This window comes from Tropicimonas marinistellae (assembly GCF_001509585.1).
GTDB lineage: Bacteria > Pseudomonadota > Alphaproteobacteria > Rhodobacterales > Rhodobacteraceae > Tropicimonas > Tropicimonas marinistellae.
In genome coordinates this window covers 137,630-164,124 of the sequence record NZ_LNCI01000008.1, presented here as the reverse complement: position 1 = coordinate 164,124, position 26,495 = coordinate 137,630, and the positions used below count along the sequence as shown (strand labels likewise).

The window sequence follows — 26,495 nt, the reverse complement described above, 5'->3', positions numbered from 1 at the left end:
AAGGCTTCGACTAGCATCCGATGCGCGCAGCGCCGTCGACGCCTTTTTCAAGCCCGACGCTATCCTGCTGACCTTGGACTGAAGCGCTTCTTACGTCGACCGTGGAGTCGGTCGCGGAAAGCCGGCCGCAATGCGTGGCAATGGAGACGCGAAGATCCTCCTTGCGAAACGGCTTGGTAACCACGTCGTTCATACCGGCTTCCAGGCAGAGGTTGCGATCCTCTGGGAAGGCGTTCGCGGTCAGCGCGACAATCGGCACGGGGTCTTGCGCGTTTCGAATTTCCCGCGCGCGAATCTCTCGCGTGGCCGCCAATCCGTCGAGAATTGGCATGTGCATATCCATGAGAACAAGGTCCGGGCGATGCAAGTCATAAAACTCCACGGCTTCCCGCCCGTTGGTGGCGAAGATCGTTGTTACACCAAAGGACGAGAGCATTTTCTCTAGCAGTAGTGTGTTGGTCTTGTTGTCTTCGGCCACCAGAACATTCAGTCCCGCAAGGCATTGGGATGGAACCCGGCTTGTTTCGGTGATCCCGTCGGTGACGGGTCTGGACGTCTCCGCGGAAACTGGAAGAATCAAGGAGACAAAGAACACCGACCCCTGCCCGGGCGTGGAGGCGGCCGATATTTCCCCGCCCATCGCCTGGATCAGGAGCCGTGAGATTGAGAGACCCAGACCGGTCCCTCCAAAGCGGCCCGCAATATTGGCGTCGGCCTGTGCGAAGCTTTCGAAAACGTGACCAATTCTCTCCGGATTGATACCAACACCCGTATCCCGGACCGAAATCAGAAATCGACACGCGTCGTCATCCAGCTTCACGCCAACGTCTATGGTGATACCGCCGGTTTCGGTGAACTTGATGGCATTCCCGAGCAGGTTGAGCACGACTTGTCGGATTCGGCCTTCGTCACCGACAACCGACAGGGGCAAGCTTGTTGGTAGGACCAGTTGCAATGACAGCCCCTTGGCCTCCGCCAGAGGGCGCACAAGGTCCACAGCGTGGCGCAAGCATCGCTCGGGACAAAAAGGATCGGCGGCGACCTCTAACCGGCCAGACTCGAGCTTCGAAAAGTCGAGGATATCGTTCACGATCGCGAGCAGCGCCTCGCCAGATGAGGTTATCGTGCGCAACAGACCGCGCTGAGTTTCATCGAGCGATGTCTCCATCAACAGATCGGCGGTTCCGATCACCCCATTCATGGGGGTTCGGATTTCATGGCTCATCGTGGCGAGGAAATTATGCCGTGTTCGGACCTCCCTTTCCGCAGCAAGACGCGCCTCGGCCAGCGCATGTTCGCGTTTCTTCGCCTCGCTTATGTCGCGCTCCACGCTGACGATCCGCTCGAGTTCTCCATCCTCATCAAAGACCGGGGCCATGTTGACCTCGATCCAGATTGGCTGGCCGTTCTTGTGTCGATTCATGATTTCTGCCCGCACCGGACGGCGTTGCTCCCGGGCGGACCGTAGTTCTTTCACGACCTCGGGATCGGTGTCAGGCGCGTTCAGAAAAGACACGTTGCGCCCGACCGACTCCGCGAAGCTATATCCCGTCACAAGCGTGAAGGCGCGATTTACCCAGGTAATCACCCCCTCTGCATCGGTGATAATAACACTGTCGTTCGCCCGCTCTGCCACCATCGCAAGCCGTCTTGTAACCTGCCGTGATTGCTCAAGGGCCACATTGGCATGAGCAAGTTCGCGTGCGCTTTCGAGCGTCGCCATCTGGTTGGCGCTTCGGCGAAGACGGTTCTCGTGCACGTGGCGTGAAAACACCCAGCCCACGTAGGCAACCATGACCGCCGCAGATACATCAAAGTAGGCGCTTTGTGGCGCTATTGTATGATGGAGAAATGACTGTGCACATATCGTCGTGAGTGCGAGTAGATACGCGATAATACGAACGAGAGCGGCCGCTCGGTGTACGCCATATAACAGCGATGCATCCAGCAGACCTGCCAGACAGATTGCGCTGGCGAATGTCCGCGCGTCCGCGCCGCCGAATGACTCCACCAAGGCGACGAACAGGATCACGGTCACGGCCTGCAAACCGCCAGTCAGTGTCGTTACACCCATGGCGAGTGGTAGACGCGCCGCAAGCGCCGACCGCTTGCCGAGATACCGGAGCAAGAGGCAATCGACTGCATCGCCGAGAAACACGATAAACGCGATGTATATTGCCGTGCGGACATCGGCCATGGCCAGAAAAACAGGCGCACAGGCAATGATGAGCATCTGGCGCGTCCAGAAGTGCCGGGACCGGCCCCTGCAGTAGGAAAGAAAGCGTCCTTCGACGCTCTGACGCGCGCGAAAGGCTTCCAGGTTGCGGTCTGCCGCTTCCGTTCTGGGTTCCATTTGCGCTCCGTCCGGTCGTTCAGCAGGAAATCCCTACGGGGACGACGGACAGAAAAGCAAAAAAGGTTTCCCGAACACTTAACGCTAGGGAAGGGTCGGGATCAGTGTTCCGTGAGTTTCACGCCGACAGCCCGCATGGACGTCAATGCATCATCCAACGAGCCCTGCAAGTCGATTGCGCGACAGGCGCCGAGATCCACTGTCACCTCAAAACCGAGTCGTGCCGCGTCTACAGCCGAAAAGTGCACGCAGAAATCTGTCGCCAACCCTACGAGTTTCAGCCTTTCCACACCGCGCGTTCGCAGGTAGCCCTCGAGGCCAGTCGGTGTCTTCTGGTCGTTTTCGAAGAAAGCTGAATAGCTATCGATTTGCTTGCGAAACCCCTTGCGGATGATCAGGTCCGCTGCATCCACCGACAATCCGGCGTGAAAACTGGCACCTTCCGTTCCCTGCACGCAGTGATCGGGCCAAAGCACCTGCGGCCCGTAGGGCATGTCGATTACTTCCATCGGCGCCTTGCCGGGATGCTGCGATGCGAAAGACGCGTGATCTGCCGGATGCCAATCCTGGGTGAACACCCGAGCGCCAAATTCGGGCAGCATGGCATTTATCGCCGACACGATCTCGTCGCCGCCCGGAACGGCGAGAGCACCACCTGGACAGAAATCGTTCTGAACGTCGATCACGATAAGGGCTTCGGTCATTTCGGGCACCTCCTGAAACACTGGCTAGGCAAGCGTAGCCACCGCGTCAATGCGGGCTTGTGCGCAAAGGGCTTTCCGGCCTAGTCAGACTGCCATGCTGACCGTTGCCGCGCTATATCACTTCACCCGGTTCGAAGACCCCGCAGTTCTTCGTGCCCCGCTCAAGTCTCTCTGCGATGCAGAGGGCGTGCGCGGCAGTTTGCTGATCGCACGCGAAGGGATCAACGGCACAATCGCTGGGACACCTGCCGCAATCGATACGGTGATTGCGCATATCCGCGACCTGCCCGGCTGCGCAGAACTCGATTGGAAAGAAAGCACGGCTGAACGTATGCCTTTCGGTCGAATGAAAGTCCGCCTCAAGCAAGAGATCGTGACCATGGGCAAGCCAGAGGTCGACCCGACGACGGCTGTCGGGCGCTACGTGGCGCCCGAGGACTGGAACGCGTTGATCGCAGAACCGGATGTCGCCGTCATCGACACCCGCAACGACTACGAGGTGGCGATTGGAACCTTCGACGGAGCGGTCGATCCTGGCATTCGGTCCTTTCGAGACTTCCCCGCATGGTGGGAGGCCAATCGTGACCGGTTCCACAACAAGCGGATCGCGATGTTCTGCACCGGTGGGATACGTTGTGAGAAGTCGACCAACTACCTGATGGGGCTCGGAGAAACGGAGGTATTCCATCTCAAGGGCGGCATCCTGAAGTACTTGGAGGAGATACCGGCAGAAGAAAGTCTTTGGCACGGGGAATGCTTCGTTTTCGATCAGCGGGTCGCGCTCAAGCATGCGCTTGAACAAGGAACGCATTCCATGTGCCATGCTTGCCGCCGCCCGATATCACCGGACGATATGGCGGCAGAAAGCTATGAGCACGGCGTTTCCTGCCCGCATTGTATCGACCTCTTCACCGACGCGGATCGCAGGCGTTTCCGGGAAAGGCAACGACAGGTCCAGCTTGCCGAAAAACGGGGCGCACGGCATCTCGGTGCCGGGTCCTGAGCGGTTCGGCAACCGGCGAGACGCATTTCATCCGCCTGAATGTACCCTTGGCAGCCAATCCAGGATGATCTCCGCTGTGCGCTTCGAAGATTGGGGTTCATACATTGGCATGTGCCCGGCCCCCTGCACGAACTGCGGCGCCGTCGCGTAGTAGAACCCGGTCAACTGGATATCGAGTGGGGGAACGAGTCGATCCTCTGACGCTCCGATAATAAGCATATCCCGTTGTGCTCCCGGGAGCGGGGCGAAAGGAGGAAAACCGGGGGTGCGTGCGGTCGCGGCGAGGGATTCGTCGGTAAAGCGGCTGAGTAATTGCTGAAACATCGGTTCGTCTATCCCATTGGGAAAGAGGTTTCGGCGCATGACATCGACGTCGACGGCGGCAACGCCGAAAAAGGAGAAGTCGAAGAGGGCTTTCCATAGCGGTAGATTGGTAAACGCGATTTCCAGCGAAGCGCGCCAAAGGCCGTAGGGTGGTGCCGAGCAAACAAGGACTGTGCCAGCCGGCCGCCGGCCGCGACGCAACAAGTTCTGGACTACGGCGCCACCGAGCGAATGGCCAACCACTACCGTTGGCCGACCCGTCGAAGACAGGGCCTGCGCCAGGGCATCGGTATAGTCCTCCAAATCTGGCCCATCGAAGAGTGGCGCTCCCGGCAGTACCGCGGCAACGGCCGCGGCGAATTCACTGGGGTCCGGATGCATCATGGCCGCCGCCATGGCCCGGTCTAGGGTACGGGGATCGGAACGGACGGTTCCGCCCCGTTCACGGCCCGGCAGTGTCATGGTCCAGCACCGGTATCCCGCGGCAGTGAACCGCGCCAACCACTCGTCTGTCCAGACCCAACTCCCCGCCGCCATTCCGTGCAGGAACAGCAGGTCGCACTGGCTTTTCTGCTCGCGTGCTGGCGCATGTTCGATCATGGCCCAGCTCTGATAGCTATCGATCTCGATTTCGTTCATTGAGGGGCCTTTGTCCGGGCTAGGTTTCAATGCCGGCTCAGGTACCGGCCTGCTATGCTGCGGCTGTTCACCATCCCACTGTCAATTGCTGCGGCGCAGCGTCAGCGAATAGGAGCCAGGTATGGCCGGCCGGTCACAGGTGCAACTCCATCGACCGAAATGCACCCTTTCGAAGGGCAGACGCTTTGCCACTTCGCCCAAAGGCATCCTAGGTTCGCCGCAACAGGTTCAGAGGCCGGTCAACCGGCCCGATGGAGTTCGGCAGGCCGAGACCTGCGGCTCGATTTGGCAAACTGAGCGCAACGAGCAGGACATATCCGGTGCACAACGCCACAACCCCGACCCCTGATACGGCGGAATCTCCGCCTCTGCTTGCTGTCGACCTAGACGGTACATTGATCCGAAGCGACATGCTGCTGGAGAGCTGGTGGAACGTCGCCTCGAGCAATCTCGCGGGCGCACTGCGCGCCCTCGGGACGCTTCCCAAAGGCAAAGCCGCCTTTAAGCAGGCGCTGGCCGGGCTAGCCCAAGTGGATGTCTCGGGACTCCCGTACAACGAGGATGTGCTGGACCATATCCGGGCGCATCGTGCAGCCGGGGGCCGCACAGCACTTGTCACCGCGACCGACCAAGAGATCGCGCAGGAAATCGCAGAGCACCTCCAGTTGTTCGACGAGGTTCACGCCTCGGACGGGGAGACGAACCTCAAGGGAGCCACCAAGGCAGCCTTTCTGCAGGAGCGCTACGGACAAGGCGGGTTCGACTACATCGGCGACAATCAAGCCGATGTCGAAGTCTGGAAAGCTGCGCGCAAGGCAATAACCGTCAACGCGCCAAACGACCTGCGTGCCGCTGCTGAAGTCGCGGCTCCTGACGGGGCAGAGCATCTTGGCACACCCGATGCGAGACGGCCAAACAAGGCGTGGCTGCGCGCGATGCGGCCTCATCAATGGGCAAAAAACGTTCTTCTATTCCTGCCCGTCATCCTCTCGCACAGCTTCGCGGCAGGCGATTGGGTAGCTACCGCCATTGGTTTCGTGATCTTCAGCATGATCGCCTCCAGCGTCTACCTGCTAAACGATCTGTTGGACCTCGCCGCAGACCGCGCCCACCCGCGGAAACGCTTCCGACCCCTGCCCTCCGGAGAAATGGACCTCTTGCACGGAACCTTGCTCGCACCGGGCTTGCTGGTGGCGGGATTTGTGCTTGCGGCGGTCCTCCTTCCGACCGGTTTCCTCGCGGTCCTTTTCGGGTACTACGTCATTACCATGGCGTATTCCTTCGGCCTGAAGCGAAAGCTCGTGGTCGATATCTGCACCCTGGCGGTCCTCTATTCCGTCCGCATACTGGCCGGAGGTGCTGCAACGGAAATCCCGATCTCCGCCTGGCTTCTCGCTTTTACCGGCTTTCTGTTCCTGTCGCTCGCGGCGATCAAAAGGCAGGCCGAACTCATTAGCGACTTTTCAGCCGGGCGCGAAGGGTCCGCCGGGCGGGCCTACGTGACATCCGATCTGCCAATCGTATCCGGCATGGCACTTTCGGCAGGCTACGTGGGAGTCCTGGTGCTCGTTCTCTATGTCAGCACGCCGGATGTCACGGAGCTCTATTCCACGCCACTTATGCTCTGGGGGATCTGCGGAATCCTGCTCTATTGGATCAGCCGGGTGGTGATGATGACCCATCGCGGCATGATGCATGACGATCCTGTCGTGTTTGCCTTGAAAGACGGCACCAGTCGCCTGTGTGGCTTGCTGATCGTGCTCATCGCTATCGCAGCGTCTATCGGTTGAGCAATCCGTCGCACATTCGCTTGATCTTTCTCCGCAATGGGGCTCTACCCGCCTGAACAGTACCGATACCAGCGATATGCCCGTAAACAGCCCGAAGTTCCGAGACAAGCTCACCGCTCTTCTCGCGCAGATCTATCCCGACGCGGATGGAAGTGCGCTTCGCAGCGAGATTCAGGAGGCATTCTGGCCCGCGGGCACGCCCGCTCGAAGCCGAACGCGCCCGCCCGGAAACAACCTGTGGGACGAAACGGACACGCTCGTAATCACCTACGGCAACTCGCTGGTTGACGGAGCGCATAAGCCGCTCGACCTGTTGCGCCACTTCCTGGAAGAGAACGTCTCCGGCGTAATCAGCGGTGTTCACATTCTGCCGTTCTTCCCCTTCACGTCGGACGATGGCTTCGCCGTGACCGACTATCGGACAGTCAACAGCAACCTTGGCGACTGGGCCGACATCAACCGGATCGCGAGCGAATTCAAACTGATGTCGGACCTGGTACTCAACCACGTCTCCAGTTATTCCACCTGGTTCCAGGAATATCGCCAGGGGCACCCGCCCTATGACAGGTTCTTCTTCGAAGCCTCACCAGAAGACGACTTGAGCGCGGTCGTCCGCCCACGCACCTCACCTCTGCTGCGGGAAGTAGGTACAATCAACGGCGATCGGCACGTCTGGTGCACGTTCAGCCACGATCAGGTGGACCTCGACTTCCGAAATCCGGAGGTTCTTCTGGAGTTCCTCCGGATCATCCGCCTGCATATCGACAATGGCGTCCGGATCATCCGCCTCGACGCGGTGGCCTTCATCTGGAAGGAGATTGGCACCTCCTGCATCCATCTGCCGCAAACCCACGCAATCGTGCGGCTCATCCGGTTGCTCTTCGACTACGCGGCCGAACCGGTTGTCCTGCTGACCGAAACCAATGTGCCCAACGCCGAGAACCTCTCCTACTTCGGCAACATGAACGAGGCGCATTCAATCTACAATTTCTCGCTGCCGCCGCTGATCCTGCACGCCATGCTGAACGGCACGAGCGAGGCGCTGAACCGCTGGCAGATGGCCATGCCGCCGGCGCAACTGGGCTGCGCCTACCTGAACTTCACCGCTTCCCACGACGGGATCGGCGTGCGCGGCGCCGAAGGGCTGATCAGCGAGGACGACACCAATGCGATGGTGACAGCGGTGCGAGACTTCGGCGGTCTCGTCTCCATGCGATCCCTGCCCGGTGGCGGCGAACGGCCCTACGAGTTGAACATCACCTGGTTCGACGCCATGAAGGGGACGGTCGACGGGCCGGACGACCTGCAACTAGAGCGGTTCCTTTGTAGCCAGACCATTGTTATGGCGCTCGAAGGCCTTCCGGCCTTCTACATCCATTCCCTCCTGGGCACGTCGAATGACCATTCTGGCGTCGAAAAGACGGGAATCAATCGCGCGATCAACAGGCATCGCTGGGACTATCCAACGCTACGCGGTGAGTTGGAAAACCCAGAATCGATCCATGCCCGCGTGCTCGCGGCGATGAAACGGCGCATCGGCGTCCGGATTCGCCAAAAGGCTTTCCACCCGAACGCTACGCAGTTCACGCTGCACCTGGGCGATTCCTTCTTCGGATTCTGGCGCCAGAGCATCAATCGCGAGCAATCCATTTTCGCGATCCATAACGTCACGAACGAGCCAGTCTCGATGCCGACCCACGCGATCAACCTGATCGGCGGAGCAGCCTGGGTGGATCTCTTGAGCGGCGAGTCCATTGACGCTTCCGCCAGTACCGTCACGTTTGCCCCATACCAATGCCGGTGGATCAGCAACCGTCACTAAGCGGACACGGGCCTTTTGTTGCCGGGTTCGGGCGGCACCGGCACCGGCATTTGGCCGTAGCGCCGACCTTCCGGGCATGCTGCCAGCGCCCGAATTGTTCCCGCGTCGCAGGCGCTTGAAATCAACGCCCAACCATCGTTCCGCCTTAGGAATTGCGCCTTGCGCGATTCACACCGAGCGTTTAAAGGGTCGCGGTGCGCCGGTGTAGCTCAGATGGTAGAGCAACGCATTCGTAATGCGTGGGTCGGGGGTTCGAGTCCCTTCACCGGCACCATATACGCATCCCATTGCATCCGATGACGCTGAAAAATGCCTTGTGTTTTAGGTATTAGCCAATTTGCTGTCCGTTGCCGTCCACGGAGGTTCACCCGTATCTCCCCGTTTGGGGCTACGACCTGAGAGCACCCCAGCCAGCGAGAAGACACGATACTCCCGATGTCGACGCTGAGTGACGCCAGAATCCGTGCCCAAAGCCCAGTGACAAGCCGTTTGAGCGGGCACGCGCTCGCAAACTTTGCCGCGCTTTCGAAGTGAGGCATTTGATGGGAGTTCGGTGTGCGCAGTATCCGGACCTCGTGCCAACAAGAGATCTCGGCGCCAAGTCAAAGGGTCTCGATGGCGGCGCGAAATATGAGACTGTGGCGGTGAGATACCTCTGCCAAGTCTTCGCTATAGCCGCCTCCTATGACGGTCGCCACGGGGATACCAAGCGAACGGAAGTGCGTCAGGACCTTTCGGTCGCGCGCCAGGATACCTTCGTAGCTCAACTTCAGACGGCCGAGCCGGTCGCGGGCATGCACATCAACACCGGCGTCGTAGAGTACGAGATCAACTTTGGATAACCGGCTTCTTAACCCCGCAAGGGTTTGATCGAGAATGGACAGGTAACCCTGATCGCTGAGACCTTCGTCAAGCTCGATGTCCCAATCGCTGGTTGCCTTTTTTTCGGGGTAGTTGACCCGACAATGTACCGAGCAAGTGAAAACTGCACCATTTCCGAGTGCGATCCGAGCAGTGCCATCGCCTTGATGCACATCGCAATCAAGGATCAGGACCTGACGCACCGCGCCTTCGGCGACCAGGCGCATTGCGGTGTAAGCGAGGTCGTTAAAGACACAGAAGCCAGCGCCGTGGCCGGCGTGCGCATGATGAGTTCCGCCGGCTGCGTGACAGGCAACGCCATGCGCAAGCGCCAACCTCGCCGCCTCCAATGTGCCTTCCACGGACAGGAAGGAGCGATCGCGAAGTTGCGTGCTCCAGTTGAGACCAAGTGTCCTGAGTTGTTTTCTATCGAGACTGCCCTGCGAGATTGCGGCAACGTACGAAGGATCATGGACGAGCGTCAGATCGTCAGGTGAAGCCGGTTTCGGATGGTGAAGCGTGCTGGATTCCAAAACACCTTGCGACCCCAGCGCCTGCATCAAGCCAGAGAACTTCGTCGCGTTGAAGCGATGCCCCTCGGGCAACGGAATATCGTATGCGGGATGGGTAACGATCGGCAGCATGTAAGGCCATATAGAACGAATTTCCCACCTATTTGCGATAATTTCCAAGGTTCGCTGAAACAGGTGATTTGTCGATCTCGGCGAAATCTACTTTCCTAGAAGTCATTCGCCTTCTTAGCTTCGTTCCACCCCTCGCGCATGGCCTTGTCGGTGCAGTCCGCATTTTGTGCCGAGCCTGGCGCGTAGCCAGCCTCTGAGCATTTCTCACTGTAGTACATCTGAATCTTGACCGGAGTAGTCGACCGGAACCACTCGTAGCTTTCGGGGGTTGAACACCCAGAGACCAAGCAGGCCGCAACGATCACAGGCAGAGTTTTCATGGTAGACCTCCCGCCCACAGTGAACTTTGCATACGTGCACTTGTCCATCACGCATTGCGCGCCGCCTGCTTCCCGAGGCGGGGTTCGCCCGATCACGGATGCACAAGGAAGGACGGGAACCGTTGCGGCGTCTGCAGAAGGGCAACATGCTGAGACTTTCGATGGGGCAACCCCTGCCGAGGGAGCGCCAGATGGCAATTCTCGACAAAATGAATATGGCATTGGCGAAAAATGACGCGGACGCGTATCTCGACCTTTACGCTGACGACGCTGTCTTCGTCAGGTATCGGAGCGATACGACGATGGACACGTCGCAGTTTGCCGAGGTGATCCGCAAGATGATGGCGTCCGCCAAGACGGCCATGGGCGCTCGGCGCGAGATCTGCGAGAACGATGACATTCTCGTGGTGCATGGCATTAACGGCTATGTCGATGGCACCCGGCAGGCCGTCCTGATGGCCCTTTCGGTTGAGGACGGCCAAATTAGTCGGGTCGAAACCGGGCATTCCAAAGCTAACCGAGACACATGACATCGACGACGTCGCCCAGTGGCGCGCATTTGCGAAGCGGGCGGACGTGTTCGCTGGTATCGCGACCAGTCTCCGGACTACATTCAGCCGGGTGACGGAAAAAAGGTTGCCCCTTCCGTAGAGGTTGCAGACATGGATGCGCTTGAAACCATGCGGAGGAGCGGGGCGGGAAATGCAGCGATGACGTATGACCGAGTGCACCCTGATGCGACTGCGATGCACCTAGCGAGTTGATCTTCGAGGGTAATCCTTCCGAACATTTTCTTGGAGAGGCTGACGCACCGCCGCCTTTTCGCGCAGCTCGCGAGGTACTATGAGGACTCGTTCAACTGACGGCTCCCTAGGGCCTCCGTTCATGCTTTGCGACGGTCGGTTCAGGTCGAAGGGGGAGTTCGCCGACTGAGCGGTCATCCGATGAAAATGCGCGGATGACAGCTTCGCGCCCGGAAGAGGTGGTCCATTCCGATCGCAGCATTCGTTAAGGCTGGCAGATTGCGGGCCTTTGCCGCGCAGAGACCCAATGGCTGGTTCGGGTTCACTTGTTTCGCTGCCTTGCCTTCAGTGATCCGAGATCGGACGGCTGTTACTCGGCGTCGCGTTGCAAGCCTTGCGCCGCCTTCCTGAACGTCGTCGGGGCTTGGTTGTGCGCGCGTCGAAAGGCTCGCGTGAAGTTTGCTGCATCTGAGTAGCCAAGTGCTGCTGCGATTTCTCCAATGGATCGGTTCGTCGTGGAAAGGAGCGTCCTGGCGGTTTCCTGGCGAACGAAACCTACCTCGTTGGAGATGTTCGTACCCTCTGCCGCGAGTAGCCGCTGAAGTTTCTGCTGGCTCATTGACACGAGCCTTGCGCAGTCGGCCGCGGTCAGGTTCCCGTGTGCAATATGTGCACGCACAACTTGTCGGAACGAATGCACGAACTCGGGGATGTCGCGATCAGCGACCACACTTGGGGAGACGGGTGCAGTGGAGGCCTCCAAGGGCGCGGACAGCCAGGCGGAGGGAAAGATCAGCTTGAACCCGCTGCGATCGCCCTTCATCGGGCGCATCAACTCGAACTCTGGCGAAAGCGCCTTGGGCTCGCAGACGACCACCTGTATCTGTGAGGGGTCCAGGTTGTCGCGCAACGCGCGTCGGAGCACGGCCCACCCCAGCCCGGCCATGAAGGCATCGTTCTGGGCTGGCAGGATGGACGGTTCAAAGGTTCGCCGCTCACCAAGTGTCGCCGTCGGACCGTTCAGGTGAAGGTACTCGACGGCCGATGAGGCAACTTTGTTGGCGGTCGACACGAAGATCGACAGGTAGTCTCCGACGGTAGAAGCGCGCGCTTCCGCATCAGCCAGAATCGACCAGCCCTCGAGATCCAGACCTGCGGCGACGCGGACCGCGAGAAATGGATCATCAGCCGCTTCGGCAGCATTCTCGACAAACTGCGTCGCGACCATCACATGTACCGATGCATCCGGATCCAACGTGGCTTCTTCACTCAGTCCGACACCCAAGAACACGGGTTCAGGATCGAGCCCACGATCCCGCAGCGCCTTTGCGTAGGGTCGAAGGAGGCTCAGTTTGACGAGTGGCAAGCTCTTTGGCATTTCTTGAGCGTTGGCAGGTTCGGTTGGCATGAGCGTAATCCCTGCATCCCGCGAAAACAGCAGAAACCTCTCCAATTCTGTCATTGTGAGTAAGAATTCAGGCATTGGCGATGTCTGCTGACAGGACAAGCCGGAAATCAGCACTACACTCTCTTCGGCAAACAAGATCGATCAAGTCGGCTTGGTCCAAGGGGAGATGGATTATGATACGTTCTATTACCGCCATCGCGGGGGTTGTGATGGTCGTCGGAGCCGGGACGCTGGCCTTTGCACAGGACGACGCGCCGCGGCAGGTTCTCTTCAGCAATGTGAACGTTTTCGACGGTGTCAGTGATACGCTGATCGAAAACGGCTCCGTGCTGGTCGAGGGCAACCTGATCAAGCAGGTCTCTTCGGAGCCGATCGAGGCCCCTGGCGCCGAGGTCATCGATGGCGGCGGCCGGACGCTCACCCCCGGCTTCATCGAGAACCACGCCCACCTGATGCTGATGGGCCCGAGCCTGAGCGCCATGGAGGCGAACTCGACGTGGGAGGACTTCGGCATTCATGCCACGCGGATGGCGGAGATGTACCTGATGCAGGGCTTCACTACCGTGCGGGATGCGGGTGGCGCCAACGGCGGCTTGCGGCGAGCCATCGATGCCGGGCAGATCGTCGGGCCGCGCTACTACCCGTCAGGCGCCTTTATCAGCACCCGCGGCGGACACGCCGATTTTGCCAACTTCACTTCGCCTCCCGGCAGCGACACCAACTTCAGCCGTCTGAACATGGCTCAGGAAGTCAGCGGCGTGGATGATGTCTACAAGTTCGGTCGCAACAACTTCCGCATGGGCGCTACACAGCTGAAGTTCATGCAGTCTGGCGGCGTCGTATCGGCATTCGATCCCTGGCAACTGCTGGCCGGCTCGAAGGAGGAGATCGAGGCCGCCGTGCAGGTGGCGAGCGAATACGGCTCCTACGTGATGGCCCATTCCTACCGCAAGGAAGCGATCATGAGCGCGCTGGATGCAGGCGTGATGTCCATCGAGCACGGCTTTTCCTTCGATTGCGACATCGCGGAGGTTATGAACGAGAAGGGCGCCTATATCACGACCAACCTCACCGCCTTCGATCCCGGCCTTCTCGATATCCCGGCGGTGAAGAACCAGCCCTCCAGCCTCGCAAAGGCCATCTCTGCCTCGGCCACCTTCGAGAACTACATTCCCAACATGAAGGAATGCCCGGTGAAACGCGGTTTCCAGACCGATTGCGTCGGGACAGTCGAGGCGTGCAACATCCAGATCGCCTATGAGAAGCATCTCAACAACGAGTTCTTCGGTCCCTACCAATCGATGCTGACACTGACGTCGATCGGCGGCGAGATCGCCACGCTCTCGGGAGATTTCACCAATCCCTACACCGCGGGCAAACTCGGCGTGATCGAAGAAGGCGCCTATGCCGACATCCTGCTGATCGACGGCAATCCGCTGGAGGATTTCTCGGTCGTGGGCACCGGTGACAAGTGGTTTGATGCCGAACCGCGCCCGGACAGCCCCGAGACGATCCAACTCATCATGAAGGACGGCGTGATCTACAAGAACACGCTGAACTGATTGATTGTGGGGTGGCTCTCTCTAGGGCCGCCCCGACGTTCATCCTGCAGGGGAGCCACCGATGCCGCACCGCCTTCATCCCATTGCCCACGCGACCTCTTTGCTTCTGCTCGTTGCCGGGCTTTGCGTCCCGGTTTCCGCCGATGCAACAGCGACTGTGGAATGGCTGGACCTTCCGGATCCGGCGAGCCAGGAGTACGAGGACCCCTATCGAAACCTTGACCAGGACACGCTCGAGGACGTGATTGAGGTTGCCCGGCTAAGAGCAATGCAAGAACAGGCCGGGTCGCTCGCAGGGGAAGACGCGCTAAGGCTGGAAGAGCGTTTGGCCAGTCTTGAGGAACAGGGAGTCGACGCCGATTGGTTAATCTCGCAACGCTGGATCGTTGCAGAGCGCCGTGAGAGGGCGGCCACGCTGGGCAACGCCGCATTCGATGGCCAAGAGATCACCCTGTCCGGGTTCGCGATATCGGCTCCGACCGAAGAAGACGGGACGTCGGTGCTCTATCTCGTGGAACTTCCTGGACTGTGCAGCCACATGCCGCCGCCTGCGCCCAATCAACTGGTCCAGGTCCGATTGGCGGAGGAATGGACGCCGGAATACCTGCACCAGCCCGTGCGCGTGACAGGACGGATGAAAATCGATCCAACCGATAAGGTTTTTCAGGTTGTTGATGGAGACGTTGCAATGAAAGCAACATGGCAATTGGAGGCGGCAGCGGTCGAAGATTTCAGGCCGGACCCTAGAAAAATGGGTGCAAACTCCGAGTGGATAGAGCAACTCCGTGCCGGCCTGAGAGCGAGCAAGACAGCACCGCACAAACAGGGCGAATGAAATGGTTGTGTCGGATCAACTCTGCGTTGAATGTTCGGGAGTCTATGCACTTCGGGAGGTGGATTCATGACGTTTTGCTGCGATGCGGTTTCAGTCCGGCGCCGCGCAATTTCCAGAATGTCCGGCCTGGTTTTCACGCTATCGCTTTTTTTGGGCGCCGCGCAGGCAAGCGAAGAAAGCAAGACATGGCCGGCCTCGGAGGAGGCTCGGCAATTCGTCATGGACACGATCGTGATCGGAATGCTGGCCAGCCCCTATGGCACGGGTTGGACCGAGTATGACCAGCTGCACACCTATTTCGAGCGGGCACGTGAAAACGGGATTACCGGGCACGAGATGACGCTCGCCGCCGCCGATATGTCCTTCGAAACGCTTCTGGAGCAGCATTACCATTTCCGCGCCGCGATGGCGGAGCAGCCGGACAAATACCTGATCGTGAACGAGACGCGGGACATCGAGGCCGCGCATTTGCAAGGCAGGACGGCAGTGATCTGGAACAGCCAGACCGCAACCATCCTCAATGGCGACCTGAAGAAGATGGCCACGCTGAAGGATCTCGGCGTCAAGTCGATGATCTTGGCCTATAACGACATTTTCCGCACCGGGTCCGGGCAACTCGCCGCCTATAACGGCCGCGATATCGGGCTGACCCCCTGGGGCAAATCGGTCATCGACGAGATGGTGCGTTTCGGCATCCTGCTGGATCTCAGCCATACCGGGTCGAAAACGGCAAATGATGCCATGGACTACATGGACGAGACCTATCCCGGCGTTCCTTACGTCTACACCCATTCCGTGCCCGCCGGTCTCTATGCGAACGTACCCGACGCCACCCCGCGCGGCTGCTATCGCGCGATCCCGGATGACGAAGCGCAGCGGGCAGCTGCCTCAGGGGGCTATGTCTCCCCCACCTTCACTGAATGGATGATGGACGGGATCTGGCCCGAGGATATCTCGCCCGAACAGGCCGCCGACATGATCGATTACTACGTGCAACTCGTCGGCGTGGACCATGTGGGCATCGCCACGGATGATATGTTCTCGACCGAGCTCGTGGTCGAATTCGCCACGGCCAACGCGGCGATGTATGACGATGGCGGCTACATGATCGACGCTTTCAACCGCGGCGCGACCGGCAATGGCGAGCTTGCCAAGATCCTTGCCGCGATCACCGACGACCTATGGGCGCGCGGCTACAGCAATGAGGATCTCGCCAAGATCTATGGCGGCAATAAGATGCGGGTCTATGCGCAGGTCTGGGAAGGTAAGCCGCCGGAACAGTTCCTTGCGGAATATCCGGAGCGGTTGCGCATTCGGGAAGAAATGAGAAGGGGCTTCTTCGCGCGTTGACCAGACGGTCGTGGAGCTCGCTCGCCGATTCTTGCATAAGGAAGAGCACGTGAAGTCACCTATTCTCGCCCTCCCGCTGCTGCTGCTATCCACGTCACTCGATGCGCAGGGGCGTGGCCTCTCCGGCCCATCCTCCGTGGAGTCCGAACTTGCCGGTGACGGGCTGACGGACCCGCAACCGCGCAGCGATTTTCCCCGCAACATTGCGCCGGGGTATTTCGCCTGGAAGGATCGGCTTGCGGAGAATGGCCTCAGGTTCAACCTTGACTATTTCGCGCTCGGCCAATGGAGCGACAGTGAATTGGGTCAAGGAGATGCCGCGGGTGGATTGCTGCGTTTCTACGGAGCGTGGCAGGCAACGGAAAACGGGTCGCTGACCTTCAAGATCGAGAACCGGCAGGCATATGGAGAGGTGGCTCCGCAATTCTTCGGCTTCGATTCCGGCGCACTGTCAATCACAGGCACGGCGTTCAACGATAGCGGCACCCTCCTGACGAACCTGTTCTGGACGCAGCGCGATCCGGAAGGCCGCTGGACGATCCAGATCGGCCAGATCGACGTGACGGATTTCCTCGATGTCTACGGCCTCGTCAGCCCCTACACGGCATTCCAGAATCTCGCGTTCAACACCAACCCAACCATCAACTCGCCAAACCAAGGCCTTGGCATCGCGGCGGGCGCGAAGCTGGGGGAGAATTTTTACGCGGTCGGCTCGATTTCTGACGCCAATGGCGATCCGAGCGAACCGGATTTCGACGTCTTCGAGACCGGCGAGACCTTCAAATCCCTCGAGATCGGCTACACCAGCGGCGGCGACCGGATCTATTTCGACAATATCCACCTGACCTTCTGGCAGTCCGATGCGGCAGAGGATGGCAGCCGCGCTGAGGACAAAGGCGTCGCCTTTTCCGCGGCATGGTTCATCGACAACACCTGGATGCCGTATATCCGGGCCGGACGCTCCGAGGGAACGGCGGCGCTGTATGAGAGGTCACTTTCGACCGGCCTAGGATGGTACCGGCGCAACACGGACCTTGCCGGGATTGGCCTCAACTGGGCCGAGGCAAAGGGGTTCGACGACACACAGTTCACCACTGAGGCTTTCTACCGGTTCAACGTCTCGCCGGACTTCCAGATCACGCCGTCCATCCAGTACATCTCGAATCCACTGCTGAGTCCGAGATCGAGCGATGTCACGATCCTCGGCCTGCGCGCCCGCGTCGTTTTCTGACCTGTCTGAGTTGAAGGAACGGCGCGAGAACTACCAAGGCACTCTGTTCGATTTGGACGCGTTGGCCCAAAACGGGCATGACTTCCCACCTGACTTACTGCCTACTTCGGGACGTTCGCGTTGCTCGTGCCCGGCACCGGGGAAGCCCGTCTCGCGGACCATTCGCTGGTCGTAGGAGCGTCGGCACAGCCGCGATGAAGTACGTACCCAAGAGATGCGTGAAGGGCAGCGAGACCGTGCCCATCAGGGCGTGGCCGGCATCGGTGTAAAGCGCCAGACGCCACATCACGACCAATAGTCCAACGGCAACCAGCAGCGTGCGGCTTCGCAGCGGTGACGTGTGGCAGACTGGCATGGTCAACTTCGCGGGTTCATCGCGGACCTTTTGCAGATGTTGGCCAAACATCCTCAACCGGCTTCTGGTGGCGGAGCGACGCGCACAGATGACGTTCATCGCCCGGCGATCTTACCTTCCGACTGCGATCTGCGTCTTCGCTGTCTCGACGCAGGCATTGCGCATCACGCGCACATCTTCTGCGCTCGCCCGTCGTCCGAGGTCGCCGGCAACCTTGCGGACCACGTCCTCGTGCCCTGGTTCTTCGAAATCCGAGCGCACCACGTCGTTGGCGTAGTGGCTCGCTTCCAGTGGCGTCTTCTCCAGCAGTTCAGCCGCCCAGAGACCCAGAAGCTTGTTTGCCCGCGCCTCCACCCGAAACTGCATCTCGGCGTCGCAGGCATAGCTGTGTTCGAAGGCCTTTCGTCTTAGTTCAAGGCTGGTCATCTTTTCCTCTCAATCGGTTCTGTTGGTTTCCGGCTGGCTCTGCAAACGGACTCTCAGATCCAGTGACATCGCTTTTCCCGAACCGCGCATCTGTCCGGCCGCCGGGACCGCCTTCACGTGGATCGAGCCGGTCTCACGAACGATATCGGTCCGCACTTCTTGGCTTCACCATGCGTTTCAGCTTGGCGATGACAAATATATATGGCGTAAACTTTACGCTGCAAGTATCTGGTGATTGAGTCTTTCGATGCAACGGCAGTTGAACCATTGTCATCCGGCGCGAGTGGCGGAAGGGAGGCCCGCGCCGGCGCCTAGGTTCCGCCTGACGTCTGGAATTTTCTTACCAGTGCCTCGACGGCTTCCCGGATGAGATCGACAGAACCGAAATCTTCCAGGTACAGACTGCGAAGCACATCATTGGCGGAGAGAACGGCGACCCCGTGAACGACGGAATAGAGGAGGTCGGTGATCACCGTCAGGCCCGCCTCGTCTGCCGCCGGCAGGTCTTCCGCGATGCTGTTTCGAACAATGGCAAGGTTCGCTTCACCGGCAAGGCGAACCGGATCGTCTTCCTCGCGCAGCTTCAGTCCGAACATTATGTGAAATTGCCCGGGGTGCTCCCGCGAGAAACTGAGGTAGCATTCGCAATAGGCAACGAGCCGGTCTTCCAGGCCGAGAGTCGCCTCGGCCACCCGCTGAAACGCCTCCCTGAAGACCATGTGCCCATTCACTGCGACTGCGTCGAGCAATTCCGCCTTGCTCTGGAAATGGGCGTAGGGGGCCATTGCCGAAACACCCAGGTCTCGCGCCAGCCCGCGCAGGGAGATCTCCGACTCCGGATCAGCATCGAGCCTCCGCGTCGCCTCATCGATCAACGCCTTCTTCAGGTTCTTGTGGTGGTAGCTGTCTTTCTTCATCGTCTCGCCTCTCGAGGCAACCGCGCGCCTTGCGTTGCAAAGTTTACATCAGACATATGCGCGACGCACGCCTGAGTGCGCGGAGGCAGAGATCAGTCACATCCGAGCTGCGCGGAGGCCGTCTCTGGTTCGTCTCTGGTTCGTGGGATCAGAAAATTTACACTGCATATATTGAAGCCCCATCCGGACTCCATAGATGTGGCCTGCCTCGACAGAGAGGCAGATAAAACCGAGCATCATCCGGTTTTCAAAGACATTCTGAAAGGATGAACGATGAACAGATATCTCGTTCGCGCCGTCGGCGCGACGGCTGTCCTGTCGCTTGCCGTCCCCGCATTCGCAGGGACGCTCGATACACCCCCAACTGAACCAAGCCCTGTACCAGTCGCGGCGCAATCCAGCTCCAACTGGACTGGCGGCTATGTCGGTCTTCAATTCGGCTACGGTGAACTGAGAGACGGGCTCGATGGCGACAGCGCAATCGGGGGCGTGACCGCCGGCTATGACTGGGACTTCGGAGACTGGGTTGTCGGTGTTGGTGCCGACGTGAACTTCGGAAGACTCGAGACCAGCGCAGGCGACCTAGACTCACTCACCCGGTTGAAGGTTCGGGGCGGCTACGATTTCGGCAACACGCTGCTCTACGCCACGACCGGTGCCAGCTACGCAGCCAGCAGCGACCTGAATGACGATTGGGGGTATTTCGCCGGGGTCGGTATCGAAAAGATGCTGTCGGACACCGTCAGCCTGACCGGCGAGGTCGCAACGCATCGCTTCGACTCCTACCGGGACTACGGGCGGGTCAATGCGACCACCGCCACGATCGGCGTGAACTATCGCTTCTGACCAGCAGGGCCGCGGTATGCGGCACTGGCCGTGCCAACACGCAGGGCGCCCCGGCACCGGGCGAGACAGGCGACAATCGCCAGTCCCGTTGGATCAGGAAGAAACACCGGGCTGCGCCAGATTTGCGCGGCTCCAGAGGTCATAGGCGGCGTCGCCATTCCTTCCTGGATCAGGTCGTGGAAGCGGCGCCCGTATTCGTTGTCGAGTAGTCGCGCATCGCCCTCCGCCAGTGGTCGCGGCACTCCGAGGGTCTCTGCATGGTCCGCGACGACGAGGAAATCGAGCGGCCGCACCGCGAACACGTTGCCCGGAATTGCTCGTCACCGTTTCGCCCGGCGAAGCGATACGCGCCTTCCAGGCCGGGAAGCATGCCGACCATACCGGCATCCATCGAGAAGCGGGTGTGCAGGTGCAAGCCGTCCTAGTTGCAGATTCCGCGAATGGGCGGCTTCTGTGACGCCTCAACAGAGCGAAAAGGCCCGGGGTTGATGCCGCCCCTCATCTTTGATCTGGTTGCAGCTTGTAGTCCGGTTGGACTCGCTCTCGCGCGCTGAAACTTCTAGCGGCCGCGCCGCGGCGTGGCTGTTGGTGCGTCGCAACCCAAAGCAGCCGGTAATTCTTGCTTCAAGAAACTGAGGAACGCTTCAAATGCTGGCAACAGGCCCCGCCTTGACGGCATCAGCAGGCTGATCTGTGGCCGACCGGCTGTCCAGCTTGGCAAGATGCGTACAAGCGATCCGGCTTCGACGTCCTGTCGACACACGTAGGATGGCAGGGCGGCAATTCCCAAGGAGACCGCCGCAGCGTTTTTCAGCGTCGACATGTCATCGCTGGCCAATCGCACCCGGCCCGGCAGCGACGCGGTCTGTCCGCCGTAGTCGGTCAACAACCACTGGTGCCGCTCTCGGGGACGGCCGAGAACCAAGGCAGGGTGATCCGCCAGGACGGCCGGATCATCGGATTGTTCAATGGCGCCCCGGTACTCGGGCGAACAGAACAGGTGCCATTCAACACGCGCAAGCTTTACCTGAATCAGGCTTGAATCTGGCAACGTATCCATATGCCCCCGGATCGCCACGTCGATCCCGCCTTTGATGAGATCTTCCATCTGGTTCGAGGCCCGCTGCACAACCGTCACCCCGGGATTGTCTTGCAAGAAACGCGGCAGGATCTGATCCAGGCCAAACTGCGCCATCCCCACGGAGCAGGACACGGTCACGGTGCCTTCGATAGTGTTGGTCTTGCGGCGGACTGCGGTTTCGGCGGTCTCGAACCGCGCCAAGGCCTCTTGCGCATGGCGGTAGTATTCTTCGCCAACCTCTGTCGTCGTGACGACGCGCGATGTGCGCTGCAAGAGGCGCACGCCGAGGTCATCCTCCAGCTGCCGCACGCGGCGGCTGAGCCGGGACTTGGGAATGTTCAGCGACCGCGCAGCTGCGGAAAAGCCCCCCTTCTCAACAACCTGAACAAAGTAGAACGCGTCGTTAAGGTCCATGCTGTGCCTTGTTCTATCGTTTCATTCATAGAACGATATGTTCTGATATTGACCGATTTTCGGCCGATTGTCTCGCCCATATCCTCAATACAGCAGAAGCGAGAGACTGGCATGACTAAGCAACATATTGACAAGCTCGTAGGCGCGCCCACCGAGACCCACGCATTAAGCGACGGTCGCAAAGTCACCATCGGCGATGGCTTTGCCGCGCGAAGCTATCAGCATACGGACTTCCAAGGGCTAATGGACCCGCTGATCATGGTCGATCATTTCGTCATGACCAGGCCAACCTTCGGGACCCACGCTCACGCCGGGCTTTCTGCCGTGACCGTAATGTTCGAGGACAGCGAAGGCGCATTTCTCAACCGCGACACCCTTGGCAATGACCTCAATCTGGCGCCGGGCGATCTGTATTGGTTCAAGGCTGCGCGCGGCGCTATACACAACGAAGCACCGCGGCCCGGTGCGAAAACCCACGCATTACAGGTTTTCGTCAACTTGCCCGCCAAGAACCGGCACGACGCGCCCTCTGCCTTTCACATCGCGGCCAAGGACATCCCGAAACTCAGGAGCGACCGGGCCAATGCGCGGCTCATCCTCGGCGAAACCAACGGTGTCACAGGTCAGGCCGCGCCGGACATTCCGCTCACCCTGCTGGACATCAACATGCAGGCCGGCGGTCAGTTCACTCATAGCGGCGACAGCAACCAACACGCCTGGATCCTCGCGATCAAGGGCACATCCTCCGTGGTCTGGAGCACGGGGGCGGCCGAATTGCACCCGGGCACAGCCATCGCATTCGCGGGCAGCACAGACATCTCACTTTCCTCGCAAGAAGGCGCGCATGCCGTCCTTTTCCGGGGGCGCCCCATTCGCCAGACCTTTGTCCAGCGAGGCCCATTCGCCATGGGCAATGCGGCGGAGCTTGACGCGGTCGAAGCCGACCACCGCGCCGGTCGGTTCGGATCAATTGACTAGAACCCAATGAAAACAAGAGGAGATTCAATGACCAATGCCTATCACCCAACCCAATTGGCCCGCGCCAGTGCTGCCCTTGTGCATCTGGACAATCATGTGGGTGTGATGACCGGCGTGCGCGTCTGTCTCATCGCGGAGCTTAAACACAGCACTGTCGGTCTGGACAAAGCCGCCAAGGCGCTAAGCTTGCCGATTGTCACGACGACCACCTCAACTGAGACGCAATTTGGGCCTTCCATCCCAGAGCTTGGTGCCGCGTTTCCCGCGATGCGGTCAGTGCGCGAAGGGTTTGAAGCCTATGTCGCGTCGATGCCTGAGGCACTTTCAACATGATGACGCGAAAGACCGCGTCGATCCGTTTTTCGCAGGCAGGTGTTGTCGTCGCGGATGGCAGCAGCGTGATGACCGAGATCCTTGCCGATACCGCGAGCAATCAAGCCGGCGATGTGTACTCGGCATTGAGCGTGGATTGGACGATACACGTCGGCCAGGTCCGTGAAACGGCATAGCCATGCCAAGTGACACCCACATGCCCAGCATCTCAAAACACTCCACACAAGGCATGCGCTCCAAAGATCGCAACGGCTGTTCCACTTGATCTACGTCCCGTCGCTCTTCTGCCCAATCGCGACGGGATCGGCAGCGGTATTACTCCCTTAGTGGCCGCAGCCAACAATCCAGCACCTTTTCAAACCAGCACAGACACTGAGCCCTCGGCTCACCAGAGGAGACGACCATGATCGACCAACCTATCCTTGTTATCGGCGCAACCGGAAAAACCGGATCGCGCGTTGCAGCCAAACTAGATGCCAGGGGCCTGCTTGTCCGGCGCGGTGCACGCAGGTCGGACACGCCCTTCGATTGGGAAGACCAAAGCACCTGGGCCCCGATCCTGACTGGCGTTTCCAAAGCCTACGTCACCTATTTCCCCGATCTGGCCTTTCCGGGCGCAATCGAAAAGCTGGAGGCCTTCGCCAAGGTCGCCTTGGAGACCGGCTTGGAGCACATCGTATTGCTGTCCGGCCGCGGCGAGCATTTCGCCAGCATGGGCGAGGAGGTGATCCGAAACTCTGGCCTCGGCTTCACCATCGTGCGTTCGGCCTGGTTCGCGCAGAATTTCTCCGAAGGCTACCTGCGCGATCCCATTCTAGGCGGTGTCCTCCCGATGCCGGGGGGCGGCATCGCGGAGCCGATCATTGATATTGACGATATCGCCGACGTTGTCGTGGCGGCACTGACCGAAGACGGGCATCTGGGTGAACGGTATGAGGTCACCGGCCCACGCCTGATGACCTTTGCGGAGATGGCCGGGGTCCTGACCACCACCATCGGCCGTCCGATCCAACACGTGCCGATCACCTTTGAAGACTTCCATGCCAATGTCGCAGCTTCGGGCAACACATTCGTGGCCGACGTCTTCACCGCCATCGCGCGGGAAACGCTTGACGGGCGCAATGCCTATACAGCCGACGGGGTTGAACGGGCCTTGGGAAGGAAGCCGCGGGACTTCGCGGAATTCGCACAAACCGCCATGGCAGCCGGTGCCTGGCCCAACGCGGCCTAAGCCGAGGCGACAAAAGCGCGGGTGACAGAAATCACCTGCCCACACCGCAAAATAGGAGTGAATGACATGTCTATCGCCTTCTACTTTCTGGTCCAGTTCACCGTTCTCGCCTATGCCCTCGTCGGCGGCGTCTTTCTTGCCTTCTCCGACTTCATCATGCGCTCGCTCGCGAAAACCGGCGGCCATGGTGGTATTGAGGCGATGCAGGTGATCAACCGAGAGGTTTTTCGCTGGATTTTCATGGCGCTTTTTCTTGGCTTGGCAGCGGTGTCGGTGATCGTTGCGGCCTACGGTGCATTTGCGCTGACCGGCCCGGCCAGGACACTGATCATGCTCGCCGGTCTGGTCTATTTGATTGGTTGCTTCGGCGTCACGGTCTTCTTCAATGTGCCGATGAACGAGGCCCTCGCCGGAATGGAGACCTCAGGTGCGAGCACGCGCGACTATTGGAATCAAACCTATGTCCCGCATTGGACCTTCTGGAACTCGGTGCGCACTGCGGCCTGTGCTGTCTCGGCAGCGTTGATCTTGTTCGGGCTCACTTGGATGACACAGAACCAAGCGCAACCGGTTTGATGCCAGTTATCGGAAACCTCTGAACTTTGTGTGAGATCGGGCCGCCTTGTGGGGCGGCCCAATCCGCTTTTTGTCGGGCGACCACCTCCGATCCGCGAAGGGGGCACGATTGGCCGTTCGCTTGACGTGACGATGGGTCGTGATTCTTGCGGCACCGTTTGCGGCTTGATACCGCCAAGCGTGGTACTCACAGATACGTTCCCCATTGCGCAACACGCGCGTACCGTCCGGAATCGGGCGCTCCACTGGTCGTCGCGCCCTGTAGAATCTGTGCTATTATAAACCAAACAGTCTGATTTCAATTTGCCTGTTCTTTCCGTTCTATCGGAGGTTCAGAGTGTTTCAGGCGTGTTTCGCGCGCGAATTTTCTTGAAACGAATGAAACCGCAGTCGCTCTATGCCCAAATCAGACTAAACGGTATGTTTAAAACAAACCAAATAGTCTTTTGTTGAAAGAGCGACCATGCCCTCCTCGATAGCGCACCTGCCAAAGATCTCGTTGGCATGGTGCTTGGCACAACCTCAACCGCCACACACGCGGTGCGACCGGTCAAGTCGAGCCAACGGACTGTCCCGACCGATGGGCCAAGGGCGGGTAGTTGTGCCGACCCCGGCAGTACGTTGGCGGCGAAGGAACCCGGATCCGCGTTCGGACTGGTCCGCGCAGCTCCCGCCAAACTCAACCGAATCCCGACCGGACCGGGGAACGTCCGGACCCAATCCAACTTCATAGAAGGAGAAGACAGATGGAAGACAAGCCCAACAAACTTGCAATCGTGGTCTCTCGTGGCCTCGATGACGAACGTGCAACCGTTGCCTTCACGATCGCCAACACCGGCGTCGCATCGGGACAACAAGTAACCCTCTTCATGGTCAGCGCGGGCGTCGACGTGGTTCGCAAGGGGGCCGCTGACAACGTTCAGATGAACCCCTTTGACCCGCCACTGAAAGAACTCATCAGCAAGTTCCAAACAAGCGGTGGCAGGATCCTTGTTTGCCCGCCCTGCGCAAAGGTTCGCGGCTACGAAGAGAGCGATTTCATTGACGGCGTGCAGGTCGTGGGCTCTCCCGCGCTACACGCGCTGATCCTCGACGGCGCCGCCACGCTGAGTTTTTGATCCAGCCTGAAATGGGAGAAGAACCAATGACTTCCTGCACCAACGCCGGCGTCGTAGACACCTCCATTGCAACCCCGATCACTGTCGACGAGGCGCAGCGCCATCACGGACGTGCCGGGGTCGAGTTTGTCGACCCGCGCCCCGCCGACGCGATCGCGGAAACGACGGGCAAGATCCCCGGCGCACGCCTCATTTCAATAGCCGACATAGAAGCGGCCAACCTGCCGCCGGCGTTCGCCGACCGCTCCATCCATGTCGTGACAACGTGCCAGGCCGGGCCGCTTGCGCAACGTGCGGCGGCCGCCTTCGCAAAGCTTGGGTTTTCCCGCGTTAGCTGGATCGACGGCGGGACGCAGGCCTGGCTTGCGGCGGGATTACCGACCGTTCACTGAACGAGGGGGTTTCCGCCCCTCATGCGGCGCACCAACAAAAAGCATCGGCAGCACCGCCTCCGACGAGGTGGTGCTGCGACTTCGCGCAAGGAGTGCTCGTTGCCCGCACGCTAGCTAAGTCGGTCGTGGCTGATTGCATTCGCGAACCCGCGGTACGGCAACCCTCGTGCAGGGTGGTTTTTGCGGTGGATGCGTGCCGCAACGCTCAACACCAGGAGGCTCGTCGGTTGGTATGAGCA

The 26,495-nt window shown here is 59.8% G+C and carries 26 protein-coding genes, 1 tRNA gene and 1 pseudogene; 17 read left to right on the top strand and 11 right to left on the bottom strand.

Annotated features, from left to right (window positions below):
- Positions 1 to 10 precede the first annotated feature (10 nt).
- On the bottom strand, positions 11 to 2,353 hold the full coding sequence (locus tag ARC39_RS17845) for a hybrid sensor histidine kinase/response regulator (protein ID WP_068116195.1): 2,343 nt from the start codon (positions 2,351 to 2,353) through the stop codon (positions 11 to 13).
- A 101-nt stretch (positions 2,354 to 2,454) separates the two neighbouring features.
- Positions 2,455 to 3,057 carry a bifunctional nicotinamidase/pyrazinamidase gene (gene pncA / locus ARC39_RS17840; protein ID WP_068116194.1) on the bottom strand — a complete coding sequence of 201 codons (603 nt, stop codon included), beginning with the start codon at positions 3,055 to 3,057 and terminating at the stop codon, positions 2,455 to 2,457.
- Between the two features lie 94 nt (positions 3,058 to 3,151).
- Between pncA and trhO the strand changes: the two genes are divergently transcribed.
- Positions 3,152 to 4,060, top strand: a complete 909-nt coding sequence (gene trhO / locus ARC39_RS17835) for an oxygen-dependent tRNA uridine(34) hydroxylase TrhO (RefSeq protein WP_068116193.1) — start codon at positions 3,152 to 3,154, stop codon at positions 4,058 to 4,060.
- A gap of 27 nt (positions 4,061 to 4,087) precedes the next feature.
- On the opposite strand, the gene ARC39_RS17830 is transcribed toward trhO, so the two are convergent.
- A complete protein-coding gene (locus tag ARC39_RS17830; protein ID WP_068116192.1) occupies positions 4,088 to 5,023 on the bottom strand; it encodes an alpha/beta fold hydrolase in 936 nt (311 codons plus the stop codon).
- Between the two features lie 320 nt (positions 5,024 to 5,343).
- On the opposite strand from ARC39_RS17830, the gene ARC39_RS17825 reads away from it, so the two are divergent.
- The 3 genes from ARC39_RS17825 (at position 5,344) to ARC39_RS17815 (ending at position 8,909) form a co-directional block, all read left to right on the top strand.
- Positions 5,344 to 6,813, top strand: coding sequence for a UbiA family prenyltransferase (locus ARC39_RS17825; RefSeq protein ID WP_236545301.1), 1,470 nt, complete (start codon positions 5,344 to 5,346; stop codon positions 6,811 to 6,813).
- A 76-nt stretch (positions 6,814 to 6,889) separates the two neighbouring features.
- Positions 6,890 to 8,635, top strand: a complete 1,746-nt coding sequence (locus ARC39_RS17820; protein ID WP_068116191.1) for a sugar phosphorylase — start codon at positions 6,890 to 6,892, stop codon at positions 8,633 to 8,635.
- 198 nt (positions 8,636 to 8,833) lie between these two features.
- A tRNA-Thr gene (locus ARC39_RS17815) sits at positions 8,834 to 8,909 on the top strand.
- 328 nt (positions 8,910 to 9,237) lie between these two features.
- On the opposite strand, the gene ARC39_RS17810 is transcribed toward ARC39_RS17815, so the two are convergent.
- Positions 9,238 to 10,188, bottom strand: a complete 951-nt coding sequence (locus ARC39_RS17810; RefSeq protein WP_201455775.1) for a histone deacetylase family protein — start codon at positions 10,186 to 10,188, stop codon at positions 9,238 to 9,240.
- A gap of 47 nt (positions 10,189 to 10,235) precedes the next feature.
- Positions 10,236 to 10,460 carry a hypothetical protein gene (locus ARC39_RS17805; protein WP_149866476.1) on the bottom strand — a complete coding sequence of 75 codons (225 nt, stop codon included), beginning with the start codon at positions 10,458 to 10,460 and terminating at the stop codon, positions 10,236 to 10,238.
- Between the two features lie 146 nt (positions 10,461 to 10,606).
- Between ARC39_RS17805 and ARC39_RS17800 the strand changes: the two genes are divergently transcribed.
- The gene (locus ARC39_RS17800; RefSeq protein WP_161470988.1) at positions 10,607 to 10,990 is read left to right on the top strand and encodes a nuclear transport factor 2 family protein; all 384 of its coding nucleotides are present in this window, start codon (positions 10,607 to 10,609) and stop codon (positions 10,988 to 10,990) included.
- 583 nt (positions 10,991 to 11,573) lie between these two features.
- Here the strand turns inward: ARC39_RS17800 and ARC39_RS17795 are convergent.
- Positions 11,574 to 12,611 carry an AraC family transcriptional regulator gene (locus tag ARC39_RS17795; protein WP_161470987.1) on the bottom strand — a complete coding sequence of 346 codons (1,038 nt, stop codon included), beginning with the start codon at positions 12,609 to 12,611 and terminating at the stop codon, positions 11,574 to 11,576.
- A gap of 173 nt (positions 12,612 to 12,784) precedes the next feature.
- Between ARC39_RS17795 and ARC39_RS17790 the strand changes: the two genes are divergently transcribed.
- The 4 genes from ARC39_RS17790 (at position 12,785) to ARC39_RS17775 (ending at position 17,589) form a co-directional block, all read left to right on the top strand.
- Positions 12,785 to 14,173: a metal-dependent hydrolase family protein gene (locus ARC39_RS17790; RefSeq protein WP_068116186.1), complete on the top strand. Its 1,389-nt coding sequence runs from the start codon at positions 12,785 to 12,787 to the stop codon at positions 14,171 to 14,173.
- Positions 14,174 to 14,330: 157 nt separating this feature from the next.
- A complete protein-coding gene (locus tag ARC39_RS17785; protein ID WP_161470986.1) occupies positions 14,331 to 15,008 on the top strand; it encodes a DUF3299 domain-containing protein in 678 nt (225 codons plus the stop codon).
- 219 nt (positions 15,009 to 15,227) lie between these two features.
- Entirely contained in the window at positions 15,228 to 16,358 is a 1,131-nt protein-coding gene (locus tag ARC39_RS17780) for a dipeptidase (protein ID WP_236545300.1), read from the top strand.
- 49 nt (positions 16,359 to 16,407) lie between these two features.
- Positions 16,408 to 17,589: a carbohydrate porin gene (locus ARC39_RS17775; RefSeq protein ID WP_236545299.1), complete on the top strand. Its 1,182-nt coding sequence runs from the start codon at positions 16,408 to 16,410 to the stop codon at positions 17,587 to 17,589.
- A 466-nt stretch (positions 17,590 to 18,055) separates the two neighbouring features.
- On the opposite strand, the gene ARC39_RS17770 is transcribed toward ARC39_RS17775, so the two are convergent.
- Together ARC39_RS17770 and ARC39_RS17765 are read right to left on the bottom strand one after the other, a co-directional pair.
- Positions 18,056 to 18,370: a DUF1476 domain-containing protein gene (locus ARC39_RS17770; RefSeq protein WP_068116183.1), complete on the bottom strand. Its 315-nt coding sequence runs from the start codon at positions 18,368 to 18,370 to the stop codon at positions 18,056 to 18,058.
- A 311-nt stretch (positions 18,371 to 18,681) separates the two neighbouring features.
- Entirely contained in the window at positions 18,682 to 19,287 is a 606-nt protein-coding gene (locus ARC39_RS17765) for a TetR/AcrR family transcriptional regulator (RefSeq protein ID WP_068116182.1), read from the bottom strand.
- 273 nt (positions 19,288 to 19,560) lie between these two features.
- On the opposite strand from ARC39_RS17765, the gene ARC39_RS17760 reads away from it, so the two are divergent.
- Positions 19,561 to 20,133: an outer membrane protein gene (locus tag ARC39_RS17760; protein ID WP_068116181.1), complete on the top strand. Its 573-nt coding sequence runs from the start codon at positions 19,561 to 19,563 to the stop codon at positions 20,131 to 20,133.
- Here the strand turns inward: ARC39_RS17760 and ARC39_RS26520 are convergent.
- The 3 genes and pseudogenes from ARC39_RS26520 to ARC39_RS26515 all read right to left on the bottom strand — a co-directional run.
- Positions 20,121 to 20,426 (bottom strand): DUF3604 domain-containing protein, encoded by a 306-nt coding sequence (locus tag ARC39_RS26520; protein ID WP_161470985.1) that lies wholly within the window; start codon positions 20,424 to 20,426, stop codon positions 20,121 to 20,123. The two genes, ARC39_RS17760 and ARC39_RS26520, sit on opposite strands and share 13 nt — an antisense overlap.
- Positions 20,427 to 20,692: 266 nt before the next feature.
- Complete coding sequence (locus tag ARC39_RS17750; RefSeq protein WP_236545298.1) at positions 20,693 to 21,415, bottom strand: LysR substrate-binding domain-containing protein; 723 nt, start codon at positions 21,413 to 21,415, stop codon at positions 20,693 to 20,695.
- Between the two features lie 87 nt (positions 21,416 to 21,502).
- Positions 21,503 to 21,628, bottom strand: a pseudogene (locus tag ARC39_RS26515) (LysR family transcriptional regulator); the annotation flags it as partial.
- A gap of 111 nt (positions 21,629 to 21,739) precedes the next feature.
- On the opposite strand from ARC39_RS26515, the gene ARC39_RS17745 reads away from it, so the two are divergent.
- The 7 genes from ARC39_RS17745 (at position 21,740) to ARC39_RS17720 (ending at position 26,256) form a co-directional block, all read left to right on the top strand.
- Positions 21,740 to 22,606, top strand: coding sequence for a pirin family protein (locus ARC39_RS17745; RefSeq protein ID WP_368085985.1), 867 nt, complete (start codon positions 21,740 to 21,742; stop codon positions 22,604 to 22,606).
- 27 nt (positions 22,607 to 22,633) lie between these two features.
- Positions 22,634 to 22,939, top strand: coding sequence for a hypothetical protein (locus ARC39_RS26030; RefSeq protein ID WP_201455774.1), 306 nt, complete (start codon positions 22,634 to 22,636; stop codon positions 22,937 to 22,939).
- A complete protein-coding gene (locus ARC39_RS26025) occupies positions 22,936 to 23,115 on the top strand; it encodes a hypothetical protein (protein WP_201455773.1) in 180 nt (59 codons plus the stop codon). Before ARC39_RS26030 ends, ARC39_RS26025 begins: the two co-directional genes overlap by 4 nt.
- A 227-nt stretch (positions 23,116 to 23,342) precedes the next feature.
- On the top strand, positions 23,343 to 24,170 hold the full coding sequence (locus ARC39_RS17735) for a Rossmann-fold NAD(P)-binding domain-containing protein (RefSeq protein WP_068116178.1): 828 nt from the start codon (positions 23,343 to 23,345) through the stop codon (positions 24,168 to 24,170).
- Between the two features lie 66 nt (positions 24,171 to 24,236).
- Entirely contained in the window at positions 24,237 to 24,746 is a 510-nt protein-coding gene (locus tag ARC39_RS17730) for an anthrone oxygenase family protein (protein ID WP_068116177.1), read from the top strand.
- 746 nt (positions 24,747 to 25,492) lie between these two features.
- Complete coding sequence (locus ARC39_RS17725) at positions 25,493 to 25,864, top strand: DsrE family protein (protein WP_068116176.1); 372 nt, start codon at positions 25,493 to 25,495, stop codon at positions 25,862 to 25,864.
- 26 nt (positions 25,865 to 25,890) lie between these two features.
- Positions 25,891 to 26,256: a rhodanese-like domain-containing protein gene (locus tag ARC39_RS17720; RefSeq protein ID WP_068116175.1), complete on the top strand. Its 366-nt coding sequence runs from the start codon at positions 25,891 to 25,893 to the stop codon at positions 26,254 to 26,256.
- Positions 26,257 to 26,495 lie beyond the last annotated feature (239 nt).